This is a genomic window from Flavobacterium sp. RSB2_4_14 (genome assembly GCF_051547085.1).
GTDB lineage: Bacteria > Bacteroidota > Bacteroidia > Flavobacteriales > Flavobacteriaceae > Flavobacterium.
The window spans coordinates 1,071,277-1,094,329 of sequence record NZ_JBPTTL010000001.1; the positions used below are offsets into that span (position 1 = coordinate 1,071,277).

Sequence of the window (23,053 nt, forward strand, 5' to 3'; positions counted from 1 at the left end):
TCAGGTTTGGTTGGAAAACAACTTTAAACTTTTAAACTCATAAACTTTTAAACTTAAAAAAATGCAAGAAGGTATATCAGGTAAAATAGCGCAGTTTTTCATCAATTCTAAATTAACTATTTTGTTAATGATTGGTTTGATGATTATTGGCACTTACAGTTCGTTCTTAATTCCGAGAGAAGAAGAACCACAAATTAATGTTCCGATGGCCGACGTTATGGTGGGTTATCCTGGAGCAAGTCCAAGTGAAGTCGAAAATCGTGTGGTAAAACCATTAGAAAAAATACTTTCTAATATCAAAGGTGTAGAGCACGTGCACAGTATGGCTATGAACGGACAAGCCATGTTGATTGTTCAGTTTTATGTGGGTCAAGATGTAGAACGTTCCTATGTGAAGTTATACGATGAGTTGGCAAAGCACGAAAATATGTTTCCTCAAGGCGTATATAAACCCATGGTAAAAACACGTTCCATTGACGATGTTCCTATGCTGGGATTAACACTTTGGAGTGAAAAATTAAACGATTTTGAAATACGTCAAATTGCGGAAGAAGTAACTTCTGAAATTGAAAAAGTAAAAGATGTTGCTATTACCAAAGAAATTGGTGGTAGAAACCGCGAAGTGAAAGTGGTTTTAGACAAAGATAAAATGGCCGAAAACGGTATCGATGCTTTGGGAATTATACAAATGATTCAAGCCAATAATAGCAGTTCACAATCGGGAAGTTTTGTAGCTTCTGACGAAGAATATTTGGTAACAACGGGTGAATTTCTAAAATCTTCAGAAGATATAGAAAATTTGGTAGTTGGAGTTAATGCCAACATGCCAGTCTATTTAAAACAAGTGGCTTCTGTTCAAGATGGTCCATCCACACCAAGAAGTTATGTATCTTTTGGTTATGGAAAAGCCAATGAAAAGTTTGCGAAAAATAATTCAGAATATCCGGCTGTTACCATTTCTATCGGAAAAGTAAAAGGTGCCGATGCTATGAAAATTTCTGAAAAGATTTTGGAAAAAGTCGCCCATTTAAAACAAACCATTATCACCGATGATGTTCATGTTGAAGTATCGCGAAATTATGGAGAAACAGCTTCTGATAAAGTAGGCGAATTGTTACTGCACTTAGGGATTGCAATTATTGCGGTGACTGTTTTAGTAATGTTGGCCATGGGTTGGCGTGGTGGATTGGTCGTTTTCTTTTCTGTGCCATTAACGTTTGCTTTAACTTTATTCGCTTATTATTTATTAGGATATACACTAAATAGAATTACACTTTTCGCCTTAGTTTTTGTAGTCGGAATTGTTGTTGACGATAGTATTATCATTGCTGAGAACATGCACCGACATTTCAAGATGAAGCGACTGCCGTTCAAGCAAGCGGCTATTTATGCCATTAATGAAGTTGGAAATCCTACTATTTTGGCAACATTCACGGTGATTGCCGCCATACTTCCAATGGCTTTCGTATCGGGAATGATGGGACCATATATGAGTCCTATGCCAATTGGTGCTTCAATTGCCATGTTATTATCGCTTTTTGTGGCACTGACTGTTACACCTTATTTAGGCTATCATTTGTTGCATGAAAAAGAAGAACAAGAACACAAAGCAGAGCAAGGATTAGAAACGTCATGGATTTATAAAGTCTACAACAAAATGGAGCGTCCGTTTTTGGAAAGTTCAAAAAAACGCCGTGTAATGGTTGGAATTACTGTTGTGTTATTAATTGGTTCGATGGTAATGTTTTTTACCAAACAAGTGGTTGTGAAAATGTTACCTTTTGATAACAAAAATGAGTTTCAAGTGGTGGTTGATATGCCCGAAGGAACAACTCTTGAAAGAACGGCTGCGGTAACTCAAGAAATAGCTCAGTACCTTTCAACTATTCCCGAAGTGGTGAATTATCAAAACTATATTGGCACCTCAGCACCGATAACTTTCAACGGTTTGGTGCGCCATTACGATTTGCGTGGCGGAAGTAATATGGCGGATATTCAAGTGAATTTATTACACAAAGAAGACCGTGATTTACAAAGTCATGATATTGCTAAAGTGGTGCGTCCCGAAATTCAGAAGATTGCCAAAAAATTTGGTGCTAACGTAAAGATTATTGAAGTTCCACCTGGACCACCAGTTTTATCCACATTGGTTGCTGAGATTTATGGTTCAAATTATAAACAACAAATCGAAGTTGCCAATCAGGTGAAAACTATTTTGGAAACCACTTCGGATATTGTGGATGTCGATTGGATGGTGGAAGACAACCAAACCGAATACAAACTAGAAGTCGATAAGGAGAAAGCGATGTTAAACGGAATTGCACCGCAACAAATCGTTGGCAACCTAACCTATTTACTGAAAGAATATCCAGTTTCTAATTTGTATGATGAAAATTCTAATGACAATGTTGGAATCGTGCTTTCGCTTGACGATAAAGACAAAACCTCATTGCAAGACATTCAGAATTTGAAGATTAAAGGAAGTCGTGGTAATGTTGTTCCCGTGAGTGATTTGGTAAAAGTAGTTACGGATACTTTACAAAAAACAATTTACAGAAAAGACCAAAAACGAGTAGTTTACGTTACCGCTGATATGGCTGGAGCGTTGGAAAGTCCCGTTTATGCTATTTTGGGAATGAATGAAAAGCTACAAAAAATGAACTTGCCAAAAGGGTATAAAGTCAACGAATTATATATGGAACAACCGGCAGATGAAAGCGATTTTACCGTAAAATGGGATGGCGAATGGCAGATTACTTTAGAGGTTTTCCGCGATTTAGGTGCTGCTTTTTTAATTGTAATTGTGATTATTTACATGCTGATTGTAGGTTGGTTCCAAAACTTCAAAACACCAATGGTAATGATGATGGCCATTCCACTTTCGCTAATCGGAATTGTATTAGGACATTGGTTGTTAGGAGCGTTTTTTACAGCCACTTCATTTATCGGAATGATTGCTTTAGCTGGTGTAATGGTTCGAAACTCTGTCTTGCTGATTGACTTTATCGAAATCCGACTGAACGACGGAATTCCGCTAAAACAAGCCATTATAGAAGCTGGTGCGGTGAGAACAACCCCAATTTTATTAACTACTGGAGCAGTTGTTATTGGAGCATCCATCATTTTGTTTGATCCAATATTTCAAGGATTGGCTATTTCGTTAGTTTTTGGAGCTATAGTTTCCACAATTCTAACACTAATCGTTGTTCCTATCATTTACTACATTACCGAAAGAAAAAAATGGGAAGGTAATTCCAATAGTGATTTGCAAAAAAGTGAAGAACAAGAATCTAATATTTAAAAATATGAAACTACTACTAATTACAGCAATAGCAGAATTTGAAAATGATATCAAAACCATGTTGAAAAAAGCTAGAGTAAAATCATTTAGCTATAAAAATGTCATTGGGCACAATGATATTTCGGAAGAAAGAATAGAAACTAATTGGTTTGCCAGTGAAATGAATGAAACAAATTCTATTTTGTTCTACGCTTTTGTCAACAAGGAAAATGTAGATTTATTATTTGACTTGGTAAAGGATTTTAATAACAAACAGGAAACGGCATCTCACATTCATGTGGCATCTGTAAGCATCGAAAAATCAAATTAAATTTAAAACAATTAAATATGAAAAACAGAATTGTAAGAGCAATAGCGGGAACATTTATACTAATCAGTATACTATTATCCATTTATGTAAATCAAAACTGGTTATGGTTCACCGCCTTTGTTGGAGCCAATTTACTGCAATCGTCTATAACCAAATGGTGTTTGATGGACGATATTTTGACAAAATTGGGTGTAAAAGATTAATTTTTGAAAAATATATTGGAAAGAAAAGGCAGACTGTAAAGTCTGCCTTTTTTATATAGAAATCTTTTTTTTAAAAAAATAAACCCAGCGATTGCTGGGTTTTTAGTAGCGGGAACAGGACTCGAACCTGTGACCTTCGGGTTATGAGCCCGACGAGCTGCCTACTGCTCTATCCCGCGATGTTTCGAGTGCAAATATACAATGAATATCAAGAAATGCAACAAAAATTGCAAAAAATCTTTATTTCCTCTATTGAACTGATATGACTACCTTTGCAACAATTAAATCAGAATACATGTCACACAAAGCAGGATTTGTAAATATAATCGGAAACCCAAATGTGGGTAAATCAACTTTAATGAATGCATTTGTTGGGGAAAGATTATCAATCATAACCTCAAAAGCGCAAACTACACGTCACCGAATTTTAGGAATTGTGAATGGCGAAGACTTCCAGGTAATTCTTTCGGATACACCTGGAATTATAAAACCAGCCTACGAAATGCAAAAATCAATGATGGATTTCGTAAAATCTGCTTTTGAAGATGCTGATGTATTGATTTATATGGTCGAAATAGGGGAAAAGGAATTGAAAGACGAGGCATTTTTTAATAAAATAATCCATTCAAAAATCCCAGTTTTATTACTTTTAAATAAAATAGACAAATCCAACCAAGAAGAACTAGAAGAGCAAATAGCGCTTTGGAAAGAAAAAGTTCCTAATGCAGAAATTTATCCAATATCTGCTTTAGAAAATTTTAATGTGAAAGAAGTTTTTGCGCGCATATTAGAATTGCTTCCAGTTTCACCTCCTTATTATCCAAAAGACGCTTTGACCGACAAACCCGAACGTTTTTTTGTGAATGAAACTATTCGTGAAAAAATTCTCTTGAATTACGATAAAGAAATTCCATACGCAGTAGAAATTGAAACGGAAGAGTTTCTAGAAGATGAAAAAATCATCAGAATTCGTTCTGTAATCATGGTGGAACGCGATACGCAAAAAGGAATTATCATCGGTCACAAAGGTGCCGCATTGAAAAGAGTAGGAGTAGAATCTCGTGAAGATTTAGAGAAGTTTTTTGGGAAACAAATCCACATCGAATTGTATGTGAAAGTCAATAAAGACTGGAGAAGCAATGCCTATCAACTAAGACGTTTTGGCTACAATCAATAGTTATTAACTTGTAATAATTTTTTCGAATTCGTTTTCCAAATCATTCATTTGATCATGGCCTCTTTCACGCAATTGTCGAGCAATGACATAGAGTAAAAACCAAACGATGACCATGATAAACATAATGACCAAATCCATCATCATTGGTTCTTTCAAGGTGTAGTTGGAGTAGGCAAACATGCCAAAAAGAGTAAAAATTCCGGCAACAAGAAAATGTAAAAACATAAAAAAGGTCCATAAAGTTTGTGCTGGTCCAAATAAACCTCTTATGTGAGTGGCATTTTTTTCGTTTCCTTCCTTTTCTTCCAATTCAATAGATAAATGAGGCGACCAATACTTTTGCTTTTCGCCTTGAATAGTAAATTGAATATGATTTGGTCTAATTTTTATTAAAAAGCCAGAGGGCAAATTCTTGGCATAATCCACAAACTTTTGTCTTACCACATCAATATTTTCTTCTACATCTTTAAAAAAACGAAGACGCAATCTAATTTCATTATCCGTTTCCATAGAAAATTACTTATTGGTTATGCTACACTAAAATAAGAAAAAAATTGATATTGTGTTCTTTAATAGTACCTTTGCACCATATTTAAAATGATAATGAATAATATTGTAGCCATAGTAGGAAGACCAAACGTAGGGAAATCAACATTTTTTAACCGATTAATTCAAAGAAGAGAAGCCATTGTCGACTCGGTTAGTGGTGTTACTCGCGATAGAAATTATGGAAAAAGTGAGTGGAATGGGAAAGAGTTTTCTGTTATTGATACTGGAGGTTATATCAAAGGTTCGGATGATATTTTTGAAGCTGAAATTCGTCGCCAAGTTGAATTAGCGATTGATGAAGCCGATGCCATTATTTTTGTTGTAGATGTGGAAGAGGGAATTACGCCAATGGATGCTGAGGTGGCAAAACTTTTAAGAAAAGTGACCAAACCAATTCTATTGGCCGTAAATAAAGTGGATAATGCGATGCGTGAAAAAGACGCCATCGAATTTTATAATTTAGGATTAGGCGAATATTTTACCATTGCCAGCATTAGCGGAAGTGGAACAGGAGATTTACTAGATAAGTTAGTAGAAGTATTACCTGAATTACCCGAGACAACTGAAGAAGAAATATTACCAAGATTTTGTGTTGTTGGTCGTCCAAATGCTGGAAAATCATCATTCATCAATGCTTTGATTGGTGAAGACAGGTATATTGTTACCGATATTGCTGGAACTACAAGAGACTCTATTGACACAAGATACAACCGTTTCGGATTTGAATTTAACCTTGTTGATACTGCTGGAATTCGAAGAAAAGCTAAGGTAAAAGAAGATTTAGAATTCTACTCTGTTATGCGTTCCGTTCGTGCAATTGAACATTCAGATGTGTGTATTCTTTTGATTGATGCTACTCGTGGTTTTGAAGGACAAGATCAAAGTATTTTTTGGTTAGCAGAGAAAAACAGAAAAGGAGTAATTATTTTGGTAAACAAATGGGATTTGGTCGAAAAGGATACCATGTCAACACGTGACTACGAAGCTAAAATCCGTGAAGAATTACAACCTTTTACCGATGTGCCTATTATTTTTACATCGGCATTAACCAAGCAACGTTTACTGAAAGCATTAGAAGAAACAGTAAAAGTTTATGAAAACAGAAAGCAACGTATTCCTACTTCAAAATTCAACGACTTTATGTTGAAATTGATTGAGGCCTATCCGCCACCAGCGCTGAAAGGAAAATATGTAAAAATTAAATATTGTATGCAGTTGCCAACACCAACACCACAGTTTGTGTTTTTTGCCAATTTACCACAATATGTAAAAGAACCATACAAACGTTTTCTAGAAAATAAAATCCGTGAACATTGGGATTTCTCAGGAGTTCCAATCGATATTTATATTAGAGAAAAATAGTGAAATGTTAAATTTTCGTAAGATTTTTTGACATTACATAATAAAATTATTATTTAGCCGTTATTATTGTTTTAAATCCATAATAACAGCTAAATTTTTATGCCAAAATCACTTTTTCTTTTTTGTTCTTTACTTTTAAGTTCGTTTATTTACTCTCAAAATTCAATTACTTTAAAGGGAAAAGTAATTGACCAAACGACCAAATTACCCATCGAATCGGCAACGGTTTATTTAACTTCGGTAAAGGATTCATCGGTTATTGATTATACAATTACTAATAAACTAGGTTTTTTTACTTTTAAAATTAAAAAAAGTGATAAACCAATTTCTTTAAAAGTATCCTACATCAGTTTTCAGGATTTCAAAGAAGATTTATCATTGTTAAAGTCAGATAAAGATTTTGGAACCATTGAGCTTAAAGAATCAGTAAATGCGCTCGATGAAGTGGTTATCAAATCAGAAATTCCACCTATCAGGATTAAAAAAGACACTTTAGAGTTTAATGCGGCTTCTTTTAAAACGGGTGCTGATGCTAATGTGGAAGCATTATTGAAACAATTGCCTGGTGTTGAAGTTTCTCCAGAAGGAAAAATTACTGTTAATGGCAAAGAAGTCAATAATATCTTGGTAAATGGAAAACCTTTTTTTGGTAAAGATGGAAAAATTGCTACCCAAAATCTTCCAGCCGAAATTATAGATAAAGTTCAAGTGGTAGATACAAAAACGAAATCCGAAGAAATATCGGGCGAAAGTTCTGGTTCACAAGAAAAAACGATAAATCTCACCATTCAAGAAGATAAAAACAAAGGGTTTTTTGGTAAAATTGTGGCTGGTTTAGGTTCGGACAGTCGCTATGAATCGAGTTTGTTATTAAATTATTTCAAAGGAGAACGGAAGGTTAGCGTGTTAGCTTCATCAAACAATATTAATTCGGTTGGTTTTTCAATGGATGAAATTTTTGATAATATGGGTGGCGGAAGAAATAGTTCTGTTTACTATAATGATAACGGAACTTTTGGCATCAACAACATGAGTTTTGGCGGAAATACGGGAATTACAAAATCAAATTTAATTGGGGTTAACTACCAAGATAAATGGTTTAAAAAGTTGGATCAAAATGGGAGTTATTATTTTTCAAATGCTGAAACCGAAAATGCTAACAGAACCAGTAAGACTAATTTATTACCCACAGGAAAGACGTTTACTAATTCACTAAATTCAACAAATTTCTCCAACACAGGTCATAACTTAAGTTTAGATTTTGAAGTAAAAATCGACACAACTTCTACCATTTATTTTGCACCAAAATTTTCCAGAAGTTTATCAAAAAACAGGTTTTTGGGAACACAAATTACTACTGATGAAAGCTCGGCCGAATTGAATAGTAGTTCAAATGATGAATACAGCGAAAATGAAAATGCAAATTTTGGAATGGACGCCAGCTACAGCAAAAAATTCAACAAGAAGAACAGAGCAATGGTCGTAAATTTCAATACAGAAATTCAAAAGCGTGATAATACTGCAAATACAAATTCTGCAACACTTTTTTCCGACTCTACGCCAGATGATATAAGAAATCAGAACCGATTTGAAAATGATAATAATGATTTTCTAAAATTAGAAGTGCGTTATGGAGAGCCATTAACAGACTCACTTCGGTTGAGCTTGACTTCAGAAGTGACTTATAGGAACATTAAAAATGATTTAAACACCTTTGATTTTGATGAAGTTTCTAATGAATATGATAATTTTAATGAGGAACAATCAAACGAAACATTTTCTAAAACAACCACTTTTTTTCCATCAACAGGGTTAATTATAGGTAAGGAAAAAACAAATGGACGAATAAATTTTGGTCCTGAGTTTATCAATTTTGACAACCAATCCAATTATTTGAGTTTAATTACCACAAGAAATAGAGATTATGTTTTCCCAAGAATAAAAGGCTATATAAGTCACAACATAGGAAAATCAAAATCGATTTACTCTTTCTATGATTATGGTGTTGAATTGCCTCAGGCAAGTCAAGTTTTGCCAGTTGAAAACTTGACAAATCCTTTAAGTTCTTTTATTGGAAACGAAAATCTTGAACCTACACAAAAGCATAGTTTTTATTTAAGTTTTAATAATTATGATTACGCTTCTCGTTCGGGTTATTTTATTTATTCAGGATTTGATTTAAGTAAAAATGGCGTAGTATCGTCTACTGTTTACGATGATAATTTTAAAGCTATTACCACTTTTCAAAACGTAGATAGAATTGCTACTTCTTATCTTGGATTTAATTGGAGCAAATCACACAAAAAAGAAAAACGAACGTTCCGTTATAGTACTGGAATTAATTTGAACTACAATTTTGACCAAGGATTAACTAATGCAGTTTTGTATGAGTCTAGAGGTTTGCAGATCAATCCAAAAGTAAATTTATCGTGGAGTATTGACGAGTTAGTTACTATTTCTCCGTCCTATCGTTATACTTATTTCTCCACCAATTATAAAAATTATGTAATTGACAATGCGAATAACTTTTTGCACAATGCCAAACTTGAAATCACATCTTATGTGCCAAAGCATTTTGTAATAGGAAGCGATTTTAGCTACACCTATAATTCGAATATTGATGAAGGATTTAAAAAAGATTTTTATTTATGGAATGTGAGTTTGGGATATAATTTTTTCAAAGACCAATTTTTGGCAAAAGTAAAAGTGTATGATTTATTAGACCAGAATATTAACAACACACGAACCATTACTCCAACAGCCATTGTTGATTCTCAAAACACGGTTTTACAACGGTATATCATGTTTTCACTTACTTATAAACTTGAGAAATTTGCAGGTAAGAAAAAGAATGAAGGCGGAATATTTATAGAGGATTAGATTAGAAAATGAATTCTAAAAAAAAGCTCGGCCAAATCTGACCGAGCTTTTTTTATTTTTGAGATTTATATTTTACCAACTTCCACCAGAACCACCACCAGAAAATCCGCCACCGCCAAATCCGCCACCGAATCCACCGCCACCAGAACCTCCACCAAATCCACCACCGCCAGAGGAACCAAATCCTCGGCCAAGACTACTTAAAAGAATAATATCAGCTAAATCCATTCCGCCACCTCTGTTTCCAGAGTTACCACCGCCATTTTTCTTGCTATTAGCTATGATAATGATGATGACAATTATAATAACGAGTATCGGAAAAAAAGGGAATTTACCGTCTTTTTTATTTTGTTTTCGCTCGCCTTTGTATTTGCCTTTAAAAACATCAAATAAAGCATCGGCACCTTTGTCTAAACCTTTGTAATAACTGCCAGCTTTGAACTCGGGAATGATAATGTTTCGGGTAATTTCTCCACCAATACCAGCTGTTAATCGGTCTTCTAATCCATAACCTGCCGAAATCCATATTTTTCGTTCGGCTTTCGCCAAAAGAATAATGACACCATTATCATTTTTTTCGCTTCCACCAATTCCCCATGTTTGTCCCCATTTTGGTGTAAGGATTCCAATGTCTTCTCCTTTCAAACTTTCGATAGTGATGACTACAATTTGAGTTGAGGTACTGTCTGAATAGCGTATTAGCTTTTCTTCTAATTGTGCTTTTTCATCGGCGCTTAAAACATTGGCATAATCATAAACCGAGGTTTGCAGTTTTGGGATTTCCGGAATAGTAAATTGAGCAAAAGTTCGAGAGAAACTAAAGAGACAAACTACGAAAAATAGGATTTGCAAAATTCCTTTACGATTTGGAATTTGGAATTTAGAATTTGAAATTTTCATAATTTATCCTTTTGATATTTCGTTTGAAAGTTCGTTGGTGTCACCATCTTGGTATGGGAAGTATTTTTGAAGTTGTTCACCAGCTCTTAAAACGCCGTTAACAAGTCCTTGTTTGAAGTTTCCTTCTTTAAAATGGTTGACCATAACATCACGAGTGCAATCCCAAAAATCATTGGGAACCAAATCGTTGATGCCTTTATCACCACATATAACGAAAGTTTTATCTTTTACGGCAAGGTAAATTAAAACACCATTTTTGAGTTCGGTTTCATCCATTTTTAACAAATGGAAAACTTCCATCGCACGATCATACGCTTCGATGGAAGTTGTTTTTTCTATATGAACTCTAATTTCGCCAGAAGTATTTTTTTCAGCCACGCGAATAGCTTCAACAATTTCTTGTTCTTCTTCTTGGGTTAAAAAATTTTCTACTTTTGACATTGGTAAAATTTTTGAATGAAGATTAACGACTTTTGATTTTAGAAGTATAAAATTCTGCAATCAGAAATCGTTAATCGAAAATCTGAAATCTTTTTTAGAATTTTACTTCAACTGGTTTTTCTGCTCCTTCAACAGCTTGGAAATACGCTTTTTCTTTGAAGCCAAATAGCCCTGCAAATAGTGAATTAGGGAACGTTTTGATATGTGTATTGTATGGTTTTACGGCTTCGTTAAAACGTGTTCTAGCCGTTAAAATTTGATTTTCGGTACTTGCCAATTCATCTTGTAATTTCAAGAAATTAGCATTAGCCTTTAAATCAGGATAACGTTCCACAGATACCAATAATCTTGATAAAGATGATGAAACGCCAGATTGTGCCGAATTAAATGCCGCCAATTGTTCAGGTGTAATATTTGTTGGGTCAACAGTAACAGCAGTAGCTTTTGCTCTAGCTTCAATAACAGCAGTCAATGTACTTTTTTCAAAATCAGCAGCACCTTTCACAGTATTTACTAAGTTGCCAATTAAGTCATTTCTTCTTTGATAGGAAGTGTTAACATTACCCCAAGCTTCGTTGATGGTTTGTTCATAGCCAACGGCTGTATTATTAATTCCTTTAACCCAGCTGTAAATTCCGAAAATAACAACTGCTCCAATAATCCAAGGTAAAAATTTTTTAAAATCCATTTTTGTTTAATTTAAAGTTTAATTTATTTAGTTAGTAATAATTCTTTTTCTGGCTGACAAAATGTAAACAAGTCCTGTAATAGTTCCTATAAAAATGAAACCTATAAACCACATGAACTTTTCTGTTCCGTCAATTTTATCCGATTTTGATATTTCGGTTAAGCTTAGGATGATGAAAACCAACTGTGACAAAAGTCCTATTGTCATTACTTCTGTAGCATATGGCCAATGCATGATTTTTAGCAACGAACCAAAAATTACAATAAGGATAGCCAAAACAAAACTCAGCGTTATTATTTTCTTTGCATCCATTTTACAATTGATTTTTAATATTTAATAATTGTGCTTTAACTGTTTCTAGTTTGCTTATGATTTCAAATTTATCCAATGTTTTCTTTTGGCCTTCTTTCAAATGTGTTTTAGCACCATCAAGCGTAAAACCTCTTTCTTTGACCAAATGATAAATCAACTGCAAGTTTTTCACATCTTCGGGTGTGAACATTCTATTGCCTTTTGCATTTTTCTTGGGTTTCAGAATATCAAATTCTTTGTCCCAAAAACGAATCAACGAAGCATTAACGTTGAAAGCTTTGGCTACTTCGCCAATGCTGTAATATCTCTTGCCTTCTTTTAATTCTATATGCATATCATATTTTTTATTCATTCAAAAATCAAAATTCTTCAATCTTAAATCGTTAATCAAGCGATTGATTCTCTTGATTAGCCATTTTTGAAATAACAATATATTCTGCTGCCGAAATATTGCCATAATAAAAATTCAACGGATTGACTACTTTACCATCTTTGTGCACTTCATAGTGCAAATGTGGTGCTTCACTTCTTCCAGTACTTCCCACATATCCAATTACATCGCCACGTTTGACTCTTTGTCCAGCTCTGCATTTGTACTTACTCAAATGACCATACAAAGTTTCATACCCAAAACCATGTCGCAACACAATATGATTTCCATAACCCGAAGCAGTATTATCGGCACGAGCAACAACACCATCGCCAGTAGCAAAAATTGGTGTTCCAGTCTTAGCTGTAAAATCCATGCCTTCGTGCATTTTTCTCACTTTGGTAAATGGGTCATTTCTATATCCAAAACCAGAAGCGATTCTTTTTAATTGTTCATTTTTTACAGGTTGAATGGCAGGAATAGCGGCAAGTAATTTATTTTTTTGCTTAGCTAAAGCCAATATTTCATCCAATGATTTTGACTGAATGGCCAATTCTTTTGAAATAATATCAACTCGTTTTGACGTATTAATAACCAATTCTGAATTGTCAAACCCTTCCAACTCTTTGTATCGATTAACACCACCAAAACCAGCTTTACGTTGCTCAGTAGGAATAGGTGAGGTATTAAAATAAGCTCTATAAATATTGTTATCTCGGTCTTCTACATCAGCCAAAACCTCTTCAACTTGTTCAATTTTTTTATTCAAAATAGCATAGCGCAATTTCATCGTTTCAATTTCTCGTGCTTGTAACCTGTCTTTTGGCGTTTCTAGATAGGAAGTATTTAATAAAGCCACAAAACACAAAAATCCAAATAAAGCAGATGCTAATAAAAATAATCCAATATAGCCCAGTTTTTTGGACAGATTAGTCTTGATTTTACGGTAAGCCAAACTTTCGGTATCGAAATAATACTTTACTTTTTTCGCCATCTTTTATTTTATACTATTTTTGTGCAAGTTTTAAAAACAATGGTTATACGAACAAATTTAACAAATGTTTCAATTTAATCTGAACTTGTTTCAGATTCTTTAAAAATCTTTTGAAGGAGCGAAACGTTTGGGCATTTTCAATAAACCATTTTCCTGCTTTTCGTTGCAATAACTTTTTCAAAGTTTTAAACTTTGACAAAGTTGATTTCGACTTCAATCAGGGCTAAACAGTAAACCATTTTTTTTAAACCTCAGTTTTCAACTTGGAACCTGAAACTTTAAACTTGAAACCAATTAATAATGAAATCACAAGACATTCGTAAAGCATACTTACAATTCTTTGAAAGCAAAGGACATTTAATCGTTCCTTCGGCACCAATCGTGCTAAAAGATGACCCAACTTTGATGTTCAATAACTCAGGAATGGCACAATTCAAAGAATACTTTTTAGGAAATGGAACGCCAAAAAGTAAAAGAATAGCCGATACACAAAAATGTCTTCGCGTTTCAGGAAAACACAACGATTTGGAAGATGTAGGTTTTGATACCTATCATCACACCATGTTTGAAATGTTAGGTAACTGGTCATTTGGCGATTATTTCAAGAAAGAAGCATTGGATTGGGCTTGGGAATTTTTAACCGAAGTTTTAAAACTAGACAAAGACCGTTTGTATGTTTCTGTTTTTGAAGGAAATCCTGCTGAAAATGTAGCATTCGATCAAGAAGCTTGGGATATTTGGAAGCAATATGTGCCTGAGGATAGAATTATTTTAGGCAACAAAAAGGACAACTTTTGGGAAATGGGCGATCAAGGTCCGTGTGGTCCATGTTCTGAAATTCATATCGATTTAAGAACTGATGAAGAAAGAGCAGCAGTTTCAGGGCGTAGTTTAGTAAACGCCGATCATCCACAAGTAGTGGAAATTTGGAACAACGTTTTCATGGAATTCAATCGAAAAGCAGATGGTTCATTAGAAAAATTACCAGCACAACACGTTGATACCGGAATGGGATTTGAGCGTTTGTGTATGGCAATGCAAAACGTAACTTCCAATTATGATACCGATGTGTTTACACCACTGATTGAAAAAGTGGAACAAATTACGGGACTGAAATATACTTCAAACGAAGTTGCAACCATAAGTGAAGAACAAAACAAAACCAACATTGCCATTCGTGTTGTTGTTGACCATGTTCGTGCCGTAGCTTTTGCTATTGCAGATGGACAATTGCCTTCCAATACTGGTGCAGGTTATGTTATTCGTAGAATTTTGCGTCGTGCTATTCGTTACGGATTTACGTTCTTGAATACTAAAGAACCATTTATCAATAAACTAGTTGAAGTTTTGGCCAATCAAATGGGTGAGTTTTTCCCAGAAATTAAAGCACAACAACAATTGGTGACCAATGTAATCCGCGAGGAAGAAGCGTCTTTTTTGCGTACATTAGATCAAGGATTACTGTTGTTAGAAAATATTATTACCAATTCAAATGAGAAAGTTATTTCGGGTAAAAAAGCTTTTGAATTGTATGACACATATGGTTTTCCAATAGACTTAACAGCTTTAATTCTTCGCGAACGCGGATTGGATTTGGATGTACAAGCTTTTGAAACCGAGTTGCAAATTCAAAAAGAACGTTCTCGTGCTGCATCCAAAGTAAAAGCCGGTGATTGGCAAATTTTGATTGATGACGAAGAAGAAGAATTTATTGGCTATGATTATACCGAAGCCAAAATAAAAATTACCCGATACAGAAAAGTAGAAAGCGCCAAGGATGGTGAAGTATACCAGTTGGTTTTTAATATGACACCGTTTTATCCAGAAGGTGGAGGACAAATTGGAGATACAGGAGTGCTTGAAGCAGCCAATGGCGATGTAATTTATATTATAGATACCAAAAAAGAGAATAACTTAATTATGCATTTTGCCAAAGAGTTACCTTCTAATCTATCCGAAATTTTCAAAGTAATTGTTGGTCCAGATCGCAGAAGAAAATCGGCGGCTAATCACTCTGCAACCCATTTGATGCATTTAGGATTACGAACTATATTGGGAACACATGTGGAGCAAAAAGGTTCGTTGGTTAATCCAAACTACTTGCGTTTTGACTTTTCACATTTTAGCAAAGTTTCCGATGAAGAACTGAAACTAGTGGAAGCATTTGTTAACTCGCGAATTGCAGCCCAACTGCAATTAAAAGAACATAGAAACATTCCTATTCAGCAAGCGATGGAACAAGGTGCAATGGCATTGTTTGGAGAAAAATATGGTGATACAGTTCGAATGATTGAGTTTGGCGATAGCAAAGAATTATGTGGTGGAATTCATGTGAAGAATACGGCTGAGATTTGGCATTTCAAAATCATTTCTGAAGGTGCTGTAGCGGCTGGAATTCGTCGTATTGAAGCAATTACTGGTGATGCCGTAAAAGAGTTTTTTGCCCAACAAGAAAATGCTTTAGCATCGATTAAAGAAACACTAAAAAATCCACAAGACACTATTAAAGCAGTCGTTTCTTTGCAAGAAGATAACGCAAAATTGAAAAAACAAATTGAGCAGTTGTTAAAGGAAAAAGCAAAAAACCTGAAAGGGGAATTAGCTTCACAACTGCAAACTATAAATGGAATTCAATTCTTAGCTGTTCAAGTAGATTTAAATCCTGAAGTAGCAAAAGACTTAGCATACGAGCTAGGAACTTTAGGAACTAACATTTTCTTAGTTTTAGCCACCGCAGAAGACGATAAACCAATGTTGAGTTGTTACATATCCAAAGAATTAGTCGCTTTAAAAAATCTAAATGCTGGAACCATAGTTCGTGAACTAGGTAAATACATTCAAGGTGGCGGTGGAGGACAACCGTTTTTTGCTACTGCAGGTGGAAAAAATGTTTCAGGTATCAAAGAAGCTTTGGAAAAAGCCATTGACTTTGTAAAATAATCTAATTAAATTTATTCTATAAACCCTTTTAATCAAACGATTAAAAGGGTTTTATTTTATCGATAAACGGTTCAAAAGTGTTCAAAATCTGCCGAATAACAGATTTATTGACTGTATATCGAAAATTTTTCTTCACAAAGATTGGCTTCTCTACATTTGACCTGTTAAGAAATACGCCCCAGTAAATCTATACAATAAACTACTAATGTGATTATGAGAAAAGCTACGCAATTTTTATTACTTGTTTCCCTTTTTATTTTAACGTTTACTTCGTGTTCTAATGACAGCGACACATCAAATGTTGTATTGCTTAATAAAGTGACAGCAGTTACATTGGGACAACAATCGGAATATACTTTTTCTTATAGTGGAACCAAATTAAACAGAGTAGATTTTGAAATCCAAGCATTAACTGATGGTGTTGGTTATGATAAATACTATTATACTAATGACTTGATTACTCAAATCAAACGCTTTAATGCTGCTAACCAAAATACTGCTAACACAGTTTTCACTTATAATACCAACAAACAATTGACACAAGTGGTAAGAGTGGTTCCAAGCAATAACTATGGTTTTAAAAGTGTTTTTACTTATAACTCCGATGGAACAGTTTTGATGACAGGATATTATGGTGATATAACTTCTCAAAATACACTTTCTGGAACTACTGAGAAGTATTATTTTCAAAATGGGGAAGTAAGTCAAAAGGATTTTAACACAAACTCTTTTTCATCTAGTGTGACCTATAACTATGATACTGCCAATCATCCTATGCAAAATGTAACGGGTTTAGATGCTATCAAATTATACACTTTCATAGGCGATGGTTTATTTGGCTTCAAGCATAACGTAATCCAACAAACTACTTATATCACTCCAGGAGTTGTAGACAACCAAGTGGTATTTGAAGCAAATTACAATACCAACAATTATCCTACCGCAATAAGCAGTTCAGCTACTTCACCTGGTGGATACCAATATAGTTTTCAATATTTCAAATAAATAAAAATCAAACACTATTTCCCGAAAACCCTTTCCACTGTCAAGGAAAGGGTTTTCATTTTTTTACTGAGAATACTATATATTTGTTTGGAAATTAAATAAAACCATGCAATTCAACACTAAAGTTCCCTTAACACAATCTAAAACTCCAATAAATTATCAATCCAAGATAGTGTCGTTGGGTTCTTGTTTTGCGGAGAATATGGGAGAAAAGTTGGAGTACTTCAAGTTTCAGAACGCTGTCAATCCGTTTGGTATTATTTTTAATCCCGTTTCCATAGAAAAGCTTATGGAAAGAGTAGTGCATCAAAAACGGTTTACAGAAAAAGATATTTTTTTTCACAACGAATTGTGGCATTGCTATGAAGTGCATTCTGAATTAAGTAATCCAGATAAAGAAATATTACTCAATAATCTAAATCAAATTCTCGAAGCAACTCATCACCAAGTAACCCAATCTACTCACGTTATTATTACCTATGGAACATCTTGGGTTTACCGATTGAAATCTTCCCAAGAAATTGTGGCTAACTGCCATAAAGTACCTCAAAATCTATTTGACAAAGAAATCCTTTCGGTAGAAACAATTCAGAAATCTATTCAAAACACAATTGATTTAATTCAAAAAGTTAATCCTAATTGCCATTTTATATTCACCGTTTCGCCTGTTCGACACATCAAAGATGGCTTCCCAGAAAACCAACAGAGCAAAGCGCACTTAATAACTGCTATTCACAACTCGCAACTCGCAACTCGTAATTCGAATTATTTTCCTTCCTACGAAATCATGATGGATGAACTTCGCGATTATCGTTTTTATGCGACAGATATGCTACATCCAAATCAAGTAGCTATTGATTATATTTGGGAACGGTTTTCAGAAAGTTCAATTTCTGAGGAAAGTCATCCGATTATGAAAGAAGTGGAAACCATTCAAAAAGGGTTAGCTCACCGACCATTTAATCCCGAAACTGATAGTCATAAGCAATTTCGAAAATCACTCAACGATAAGATTATCAAACTACAAGCACAGTTTCCATATTTCCAATTTTAACAAAATACGACAAATGCCGTATTTTTTGATTTAGGTTTAAACTATAGGTTTGTTATGTATTTAACAACCTATAAATCATGAAACTAATTCAAACACTATTTGTATTGACCTTCTTTATGTTATCCACTCAAAATGGTTGGGCTCAAAAGCCTGTACTGACTGATGAGGAAGAAGTAACGGAAACGGTAACCAAAGAAATCGACCAAGTATTCCAATCGAGTGATTTCGTAAAGAGAAAAGAAAAAAAATATGCTCATGTCAAAGGCACTATGGTCGTTGATATCAGTGTGGTTCAAAACGGGAAAGTATCCTCTTTCTTTAAAGTCGATAGCGATATTAAGAATATTGATTTTATCAATTTCATGTCGGATTACATACTGCAACACAAATTTAATTTTAAACTACAAAAACAGCAGCGCTATAAAATTCGCTACACTGTAACCTTTTAATAACCTAACAATAAAAACAATAGAAACAATGAAAAAAAGTAATTTAGTAATGATGGTACTGTTTATAGCAGTCACATTACCAGCACAAGCCCAGTTTGGTAAACTTATGGATAAGGCAAAAGCCAAAATTGGTGGAGGTTCAAGCGCAGGAAAAAAATCGGGAAACTTTGCAACGGTTTGGGAATCTGAGTTTTCAAATAAAGCGTCATTTTTAGCAGCAAGTGATTCAGATGGTACCTATATCATTGGCACAGACGATAATTCTGCTTCCGTATTAGATTCTTCGGGCAAAACATTATGGAATGGTGATTATAAAAAAATCACAACCAATAATACCAATAATTCGGAGTATCAGTTTGTTGTTTGGAAAGAAAAAGGCGGCTATCTTTTTCTATTTGATGAACGTAAAATGGGAACCGATAGAGTGGCATGTCTGGATTTAATATCGGGCAAAGAATTGTGGAATTCCGAACTATATCAAAATTTAATTCCTAAAGGAACTAAAGGCATTGAAGGTTCAGATCAAGGCGAATTAGAAACCGTTAAATACATATCAGAACTAGATGCTTTTTTAGTTTCTCAAAAAGAATCTGTGATATTAGTAAAAGCAAATACAGGTGAAAAAATATGGGAAACCAATAGATTTAAAGGTGGTGTAGGTAAATACATTTACAATTCTAAAAAGAATGAAATCATTATGGTCAATTTTAAACCTACAGCATTGGGTGCTTTATTTGCAGGTTTTAAAAATCAATTAGTTAGAATAAATGCTTCTAATGGTGATGTTTTATGGGATGCAACTTTTGTGGGAACTGTAGAAAAAGAATTGGTAACACGACGCGCTATTATTGATTTATGGATAAAAAATGACAAAGTGTATTTATACCTCAACGGACTTATGGTTTATGATTATAAAAATGGTCAAAAATTGTGGGAATCAATATATGAGAATGATATGGATGGCGGTGGCGGCGGTATGTTTTCTAATACCAAAGAGAAAAAATATTACAGAACCATAGCTGATCCATTATTCACAGATAATGCAGTATATATTGTGATTTTAGGAGGAAGAGATAAAACAAAATACATAGAAAAACATGACTTGGACTCTGGAAAATTACTTTGGGCTTCAGAAAAAGTTACGGGTGCTTTTTGTGTGCCAAATGTTTATAAAGCGGGAGACAGACTTGTAGTGCAAATCGGAGGGAAAGTACAAGTACAAGAATACAGAATGGAAAGTAGATCTGATGGAATGGGCGGAACCTACAAAGTCAAAGTGCCTTATATTTATTGGGATTATAAAGCACAAAAAAATGGAGTTGCTTGTCTGGATGATTCAAATGGAAAAACAGCATGGCGTTCTGAAAAATTTGATAAAAGAATAACCGATTTAATTCTAGAAAATGATAAAACAGTATTTGTTGGTGATGGTGATCAATTTTACAGCTATGATATTGCTTCAGGAAATCAGTTATTTGATGTAAAACATGGTGATGCTGGAGTTGGAAAAGCCACTGATGTAATCGATTTTGGTGAAAATGTAGTTGTTTTATCCGAAAAAGGATTGGCTTCTTATGCTAAGAAAGATGGTAAAAGAAACTATTCTTCTGATAAAATAAAAGGTGTTGATTATTTCTATCATATTGGAGATAATTATTTCTTGAGAGACCAAAGAAACAGTAAAAATATTATTTACGGAATTGATATGGCAAACGGAGAAACAAAGGGTTCTGTTCAGTCAAAAGGAAAAGGCGGAAATCCAAATTATGGAAATGGAATTGATATTACCGATGATGGAGAATATATTTATGCCTTTAAAGGGAGAAAAGTAGAGAAAATAAAAGTAAATAATTAGTTTAAATTTGATTGGGACTGCAAGCAATTGCAGTCCTTTTTTTAATCACAACCATTATGAAAACAATTATTTTTCTTTCTTCTTTTCTCTTTTCTATTTGTTCGCTTCAAGCACAGCAAGTACAATGGGCAAATAAATTGATTAAATATTCATCTGATTTAGGTGGAAAACAAAACGGAATAAAAAGAGTTCTTGGCAAACCCGATGCATTTCCACAAGGCGGAAGCAGTCCAAATGCGTGGTCACCAAAAAATGCACTTGACGGCTATGAATGGATAGAAGTGAGTTTTGAAAAACCACAAACAGTAAAACAAGTGGCGGTTTGCGAAAATCTTAATGCAGGTTGTGTGGTGAAAATTGGGGTTGACAAAGGAAATGGCAAATATGAAACAGTGTGGACACGAAAACGAGATTATAAAACGCCCACTTTCAAAGCTACCATTCCTGCCGACAGGCAGTATTATTTTAAACGAAAAAGAAGAAAAGTGCAAGAAGCTGCAGATGTCATCAATCCCGGAATTGAACATGCCATTTTGGACAATGCTAGTTCAGGAGTTGTAGCGGTTCGAGTGGAATTTAATTTTGCATTATTGCCTGGAAAAAAGGAGATTGACGCTATTGGTATTTCGGACTCTGAAACGCCAATTCAGGCTACTATCAATACAAATGAAACTTTTGAAAAACTTCCTGAATCTAAAACAATAATCCTTACCAATGTAGTTCCAACAAATCCAGCATTAAGTCCTGATGGAAAGACACTTTTTATTACAAACATCAGTGACGAAAAGAATGAAATTATTTCATTTACAAAAGAATTCAATGGAAATTGGGGGAATAAAAAGGTAGAAACAATGCTCAATACAGGTGAATTTTATAATCATGTTGAGTATGTTGGGAATGATTTTTTAGTAAAAGGTGGTAACAATTATGATCGAAGTAATGGTGAGACAGGTTATGAAAAATTTTCCATAAACAATGGTAATTATCAATTGGCTGGACAAATAAAAGTTGCTGCTTATAATAATTATGATGAAACAGCTGAAGTTACTTCTACAGCAGATAGAAAGGTTTTAATCATGGGAATTGAAACCGATTTTACGCAAGGCGGAAGCGATTTGTATTTTGCATTGCAAAAAGAAGATGGAACCTATGGATTTCTGCAAAACATGGGTAAAATAATCAATTCTGCTGCTGATGAAGGTATGTGTCAATTGTTATCCGATACTAAAACACTGCTCTTTTGTAGCAATGGTTTCAGTAGTTATGGGAGTTATGATATTTTTATTTCGCACCGATTAGATGACACTTGGAAAAACTGGTCAGAACCCATCAATTTGGGAAGTAAAGTCAACACCTTTGATTTTGACGGGTTACCCTATTATGATGAAAAAAATGAGGTGTTGTTTTATATTTCAAGTGTAGAGGGAAACAATGTTTTGAAAACCATCGCTTTACCAAAGAGTACTTTGATAAAAAATAATTGATAAGGTAAGGTTTGTTAAAATAGGGCAAATGTCGTATTGTGTGTTACACTATAAAATTGAAGATTTGTATTATAACTTAAACAGTAAATAATATGAAAACAATGAAAAAATTCGGAATCGTTTTAGCATTAGCTTTAACAACTTTAATGTCGTCTTGCAGTAGTAGCGATGATAGCAGTGGTGGTAGTGGTGCAGCACTTGGAACAATGAAAGCTAAAATTGGAGGTACAAATTTCACTTCTATACCTCAAGGTACAACTGCAGCACTACTTTACAATGGCTCTTACTACAATCTTTCTATTGGTGGTGCAGATGCAACTGGAAAAGTAATCCAAATGATGATACTAGCAGAAAACATTACATCTGGTGCTACTTATCAAATTGATGAAAACAGTGATATTTTAGTTTCAACTGCTGCATACACAGCAATAGATATCAGTAATCCAACTTCAGCATTATCTTTTGGAGCTCCATATGATGGTGGAGGAAATTCAGGATCAATTACAATTTCTAGTAAAACAGAAACTAATGTTCAAGGAACATTTAGTTTTACGCTGAAAAACACCCAAGGTTCAGATACTAAATCAATAACCAATGGGTCTTTCAATATCAACTTGTCTAACTAATTTGTTAGATTAGAACTTTTAATTCCTTTTTATTGAAGTCAATGGAGGCCTTTTTTTAGGTCTCCATTTGTTTTTAAATACGCCATTTGCCGTATAGGTTGACTTAAAACTAAACATCAAATTTGTATTGTGAATTAGAATAGTCTGTTATCA

20 protein-coding genes and 1 tRNA gene are annotated in these 23,053 nt (G+C 34.1%); 13 read left to right on the forward strand and 8 right to left on the reverse strand.

Annotation, left to right across the window (positions count from 1 at the left end; translation table 11 throughout):
• The first annotated feature begins 61 nt into the window (after positions 1 to 61).
• From ACSVH2_RS04875 to ACSVH2_RS04885, 3 genes are read left to right on the forward strand one after another with little or no spacing between them, the layout of a single operon-like run.
• Complete coding sequence (locus tag ACSVH2_RS04875) at positions 62 to 3,301, forward strand: efflux RND transporter permease subunit (protein ID WP_438092030.1); 3,240 nt, start codon at positions 62 to 64, stop codon at positions 3,299 to 3,301.
• A 4-nt stretch (positions 3,302 to 3,305) separates the two neighbouring features.
• A complete protein-coding gene (locus tag ACSVH2_RS04880) occupies positions 3,306 to 3,611 on the forward strand; it encodes a hypothetical protein (protein ID WP_438092031.1) in 306 nt (101 codons plus the stop codon).
• Between the two features lie 17 nt (positions 3,612 to 3,628).
• Positions 3,629 to 3,814, forward strand: coding sequence for a YgaP family membrane protein (locus ACSVH2_RS04885; RefSeq protein ID WP_438092032.1), 186 nt, complete (start codon positions 3,629 to 3,631; stop codon positions 3,812 to 3,814).
• Positions 3,815 to 3,920: 106 nt separating this feature from the next.
• Here the strand turns inward: ACSVH2_RS04885 and ACSVH2_RS04890 are convergent.
• Positions 3,921 to 3,993 (reverse strand) — tRNA-Met (locus tag ACSVH2_RS04890).
• Positions 3,994 to 4,109: 116 nt separating this feature from the next.
• On the opposite strand from ACSVH2_RS04890, the gene era reads away from it, so the two are divergent.
• On the forward strand, positions 4,110 to 4,991 hold the full coding sequence (era, locus tag ACSVH2_RS04895) for a GTPase Era (RefSeq protein ID WP_438092033.1): 882 nt from the start codon (positions 4,110 to 4,112) through the stop codon (positions 4,989 to 4,991).
• A gap of 3 nt (positions 4,992 to 4,994) precedes the next feature.
• On the opposite strand, the gene ACSVH2_RS04900 is transcribed toward era, so the two are convergent.
• Complete coding sequence (locus tag ACSVH2_RS04900; RefSeq protein ID WP_438092034.1) at positions 4,995 to 5,501, reverse strand: hypothetical protein; 507 nt, start codon at positions 5,499 to 5,501, stop codon at positions 4,995 to 4,997.
• A 93-nt stretch (positions 5,502 to 5,594) separates the two neighbouring features.
• On the opposite strand from ACSVH2_RS04900, the gene der reads away from it, so the two are divergent.
• Positions 5,595 to 6,902: a ribosome biogenesis GTPase Der gene (der, locus tag ACSVH2_RS04905; protein WP_438092035.1), complete on the forward strand. Its 1,308-nt coding sequence runs from the start codon at positions 5,595 to 5,597 to the stop codon at positions 6,900 to 6,902.
• A gap of 99 nt (positions 6,903 to 7,001) precedes the next feature.
• Complete coding sequence (locus tag ACSVH2_RS04910; protein WP_438092036.1) at positions 7,002 to 9,782, forward strand: outer membrane beta-barrel protein; 2,781 nt, start codon at positions 7,002 to 7,004, stop codon at positions 9,780 to 9,782.
• Between the two features lie 72 nt (positions 9,783 to 9,854).
• Here the strand turns inward: ACSVH2_RS04910 and ACSVH2_RS04915 are convergent, their stop codons facing one another.
• From ACSVH2_RS04915 to ACSVH2_RS04940, 6 genes are all read right to left on the reverse strand, one after another.
• A complete protein-coding gene (locus tag ACSVH2_RS04915) occupies positions 9,855 to 10,682 on the reverse strand; it encodes a TPM domain-containing protein (RefSeq protein ID WP_438092037.1) in 828 nt (275 codons plus the stop codon).
• A gap of 3 nt (positions 10,683 to 10,685) precedes the next feature.
• Positions 10,686 to 11,123: a TPM domain-containing protein gene (locus ACSVH2_RS04920; protein WP_438092038.1), complete on the reverse strand. Its 438-nt coding sequence runs from the start codon at positions 11,121 to 11,123 to the stop codon at positions 10,686 to 10,688.
• A gap of 94 nt (positions 11,124 to 11,217) precedes the next feature.
• A complete protein-coding gene (locus tag ACSVH2_RS04925) occupies positions 11,218 to 11,811 on the reverse strand; it encodes a LemA family protein (RefSeq protein WP_438092039.1) in 594 nt (197 codons plus the stop codon).
• Between the two features lie 27 nt (positions 11,812 to 11,838).
• Complete coding sequence (locus tag ACSVH2_RS04930; RefSeq protein ID WP_438092040.1) at positions 11,839 to 12,123, reverse strand: GldL-related protein; 285 nt, start codon at positions 12,121 to 12,123, stop codon at positions 11,839 to 11,841.
• Between the two features lies 1 nt (position 12,124).
• The gene (locus tag ACSVH2_RS04935; protein ID WP_438092041.1) at positions 12,125 to 12,457 is read right to left on the reverse strand and encodes a MerR family transcriptional regulator; all 333 of its coding nucleotides are present in this window, start codon (positions 12,455 to 12,457) and stop codon (positions 12,125 to 12,127) included.
• A gap of 49 nt (positions 12,458 to 12,506) precedes the next feature.
• A complete protein-coding gene (locus ACSVH2_RS04940; protein ID WP_438092042.1) occupies positions 12,507 to 13,487 on the reverse strand; it encodes a peptidoglycan DD-metalloendopeptidase family protein in 981 nt (326 codons plus the stop codon).
• A gap of 300 nt (positions 13,488 to 13,787) precedes the next feature.
• Between ACSVH2_RS04940 and alaS the strand changes: the two genes are divergently transcribed.
• From alaS to ACSVH2_RS04975, 7 genes are all read left to right on the forward strand, one after another.
• Complete coding sequence (gene alaS / locus ACSVH2_RS04945; RefSeq protein WP_438092043.1) at positions 13,788 to 16,427, forward strand: alanine--tRNA ligase; 2,640 nt, start codon at positions 13,788 to 13,790, stop codon at positions 16,425 to 16,427.
• Between the two features lie 213 nt (positions 16,428 to 16,640).
• The gene (locus ACSVH2_RS04950; protein WP_438092044.1) at positions 16,641 to 17,432 is read left to right on the forward strand and encodes a hypothetical protein; all 792 of its coding nucleotides are present in this window, start codon (positions 16,641 to 16,643) and stop codon (positions 17,430 to 17,432) included.
• Positions 17,433 to 17,538: 106 nt separating this feature from the next.
• The gene (locus ACSVH2_RS04955) at positions 17,539 to 18,486 is read left to right on the forward strand and encodes a GSCFA domain-containing protein (protein WP_438092045.1); all 948 of its coding nucleotides are present in this window, start codon (positions 17,539 to 17,541) and stop codon (positions 18,484 to 18,486) included.
• 77 nt (positions 18,487 to 18,563) lie between these two features.
• Positions 18,564 to 18,935 carry a hypothetical protein gene (locus ACSVH2_RS04960; RefSeq protein WP_438092046.1) on the forward strand — a complete coding sequence of 124 codons (372 nt, stop codon included), beginning with the start codon at positions 18,564 to 18,566 and terminating at the stop codon, positions 18,933 to 18,935.
• A 28-nt stretch (positions 18,936 to 18,963) separates the two neighbouring features.
• The gene (locus tag ACSVH2_RS04965) at positions 18,964 to 20,790 is read left to right on the forward strand and encodes an outer membrane protein assembly factor BamB family protein (RefSeq protein ID WP_438092047.1); all 1,827 of its coding nucleotides are present in this window, start codon (positions 18,964 to 18,966) and stop codon (positions 20,788 to 20,790) included.
• 56 nt (positions 20,791 to 20,846) lie between these two features.
• A complete protein-coding gene (locus ACSVH2_RS04970; RefSeq protein WP_438092048.1) occupies positions 20,847 to 22,274 on the forward strand; it encodes a hypothetical protein in 1,428 nt (475 codons plus the stop codon).
• A 92-nt stretch (positions 22,275 to 22,366) separates the two neighbouring features.
• Positions 22,367 to 22,900 (forward strand): DUF6252 family protein, encoded by a 534-nt coding sequence (locus ACSVH2_RS04975; protein ID WP_438092049.1) that lies wholly within the window; start codon positions 22,367 to 22,369, stop codon positions 22,898 to 22,900.
• The last annotated feature ends 153 nt before the right edge of the window (positions 22,901 to 23,053 follow it).

Excerpts from the sequence above, each read along its gene's own strand:
- ACSVH2_RS04955 (WP_438092045.1), top strand. The coding sequence starts at position 17,539 with ATGCAATTCAACACTAAAGTTCCCTTAACACAATCTAAAACTCCAATA.
- ACSVH2_RS04915 (WP_438092037.1), bottom strand. The coding sequence starts at position 10,682 with ATGAAAATTTCAAATTCTAAATTCCAAATTCCAAATCGTAAAGGAATT.
- ACSVH2_RS04900 (WP_438092034.1), bottom strand. The coding sequence starts at position 5,501 with ATGGAAACGGATAATGAAATTAGATTGCGTCTTCGTTTTTTTAAAGAT.
- ACSVH2_RS04935 (WP_438092041.1), bottom strand. The coding sequence starts at position 12,457 with ATGCATATAGAATTAAAAGAAGGCAAGAGATATTACAGCATTGGCGAA.
- ACSVH2_RS04960 (WP_438092046.1), top strand. The coding sequence starts at position 18,564 with ATGAAACTAATTCAAACACTATTTGTATTGACCTTCTTTATGTTATCC.
- ACSVH2_RS04975 (WP_438092049.1), top strand. The coding sequence starts at position 22,367 with ATGAAAACAATGAAAAAATTCGGAATCGTTTTAGCATTAGCTTTAACA.
- ACSVH2_RS04880 (WP_438092031.1), top strand. The coding sequence starts at position 3,306 with ATGAAACTACTACTAATTACAGCAATAGCAGAATTTGAAAATGATATC.
- ACSVH2_RS04875 (WP_438092030.1), top strand. The coding sequence starts at position 62 with ATGCAAGAAGGTATATCAGGTAAAATAGCGCAGTTTTTCATCAATTCT.
- era (WP_438092033.1), top strand. The coding sequence starts at position 4,110 with ATGTCACACAAAGCAGGATTTGTAAATATAATCGGAAACCCAAATGTG.
- ACSVH2_RS04910 (WP_438092036.1), top strand. The coding sequence starts at position 7,002 with ATGCCAAAATCACTTTTTCTTTTTTGTTCTTTACTTTTAAGTTCGTTT.
- ACSVH2_RS04930 (WP_438092040.1), bottom strand. The coding sequence starts at position 12,123 with ATGGATGCAAAGAAAATAATAACGCTGAGTTTTGTTTTGGCTATCCTT.
- ACSVH2_RS04885 (WP_438092032.1), top strand. The coding sequence starts at position 3,629 with ATGAAAAACAGAATTGTAAGAGCAATAGCGGGAACATTTATACTAATC.
- ACSVH2_RS04950 (WP_438092044.1), top strand. The coding sequence starts at position 16,641 with ATGAGAAAAGCTACGCAATTTTTATTACTTGTTTCCCTTTTTATTTTA.
- der (WP_438092035.1), top strand. The coding sequence starts at position 5,595 with ATGAATAATATTGTAGCCATAGTAGGAAGACCAAACGTAGGGAAATCA.
- ACSVH2_RS04925 (WP_438092039.1), bottom strand. The coding sequence starts at position 11,811 with ATGGATTTTAAAAAATTTTTACCTTGGATTATTGGAGCAGTTGTTATT.
- ACSVH2_RS04940 (WP_438092042.1), bottom strand. The coding sequence starts at position 13,487 with ATGGCGAAAAAAGTAAAGTATTATTTCGATACCGAAAGTTTGGCTTAC.
- ACSVH2_RS04920 (WP_438092038.1), bottom strand. The coding sequence starts at position 11,123 with ATGTCAAAAGTAGAAAATTTTTTAACCCAAGAAGAAGAACAAGAAATT.
- ACSVH2_RS04965 (WP_438092047.1), top strand. The coding sequence starts at position 18,964 with ATGAAAAAAAGTAATTTAGTAATGATGGTACTGTTTATAGCAGTCACA.
- alaS (WP_438092043.1), top strand. The coding sequence starts at position 13,788 with ATGAAATCACAAGACATTCGTAAAGCATACTTACAATTCTTTGAAAGC.
- ACSVH2_RS04970 (WP_438092048.1), top strand. The coding sequence starts at position 20,847 with ATGAAAACAATTATTTTTCTTTCTTCTTTTCTCTTTTCTATTTGTTCG.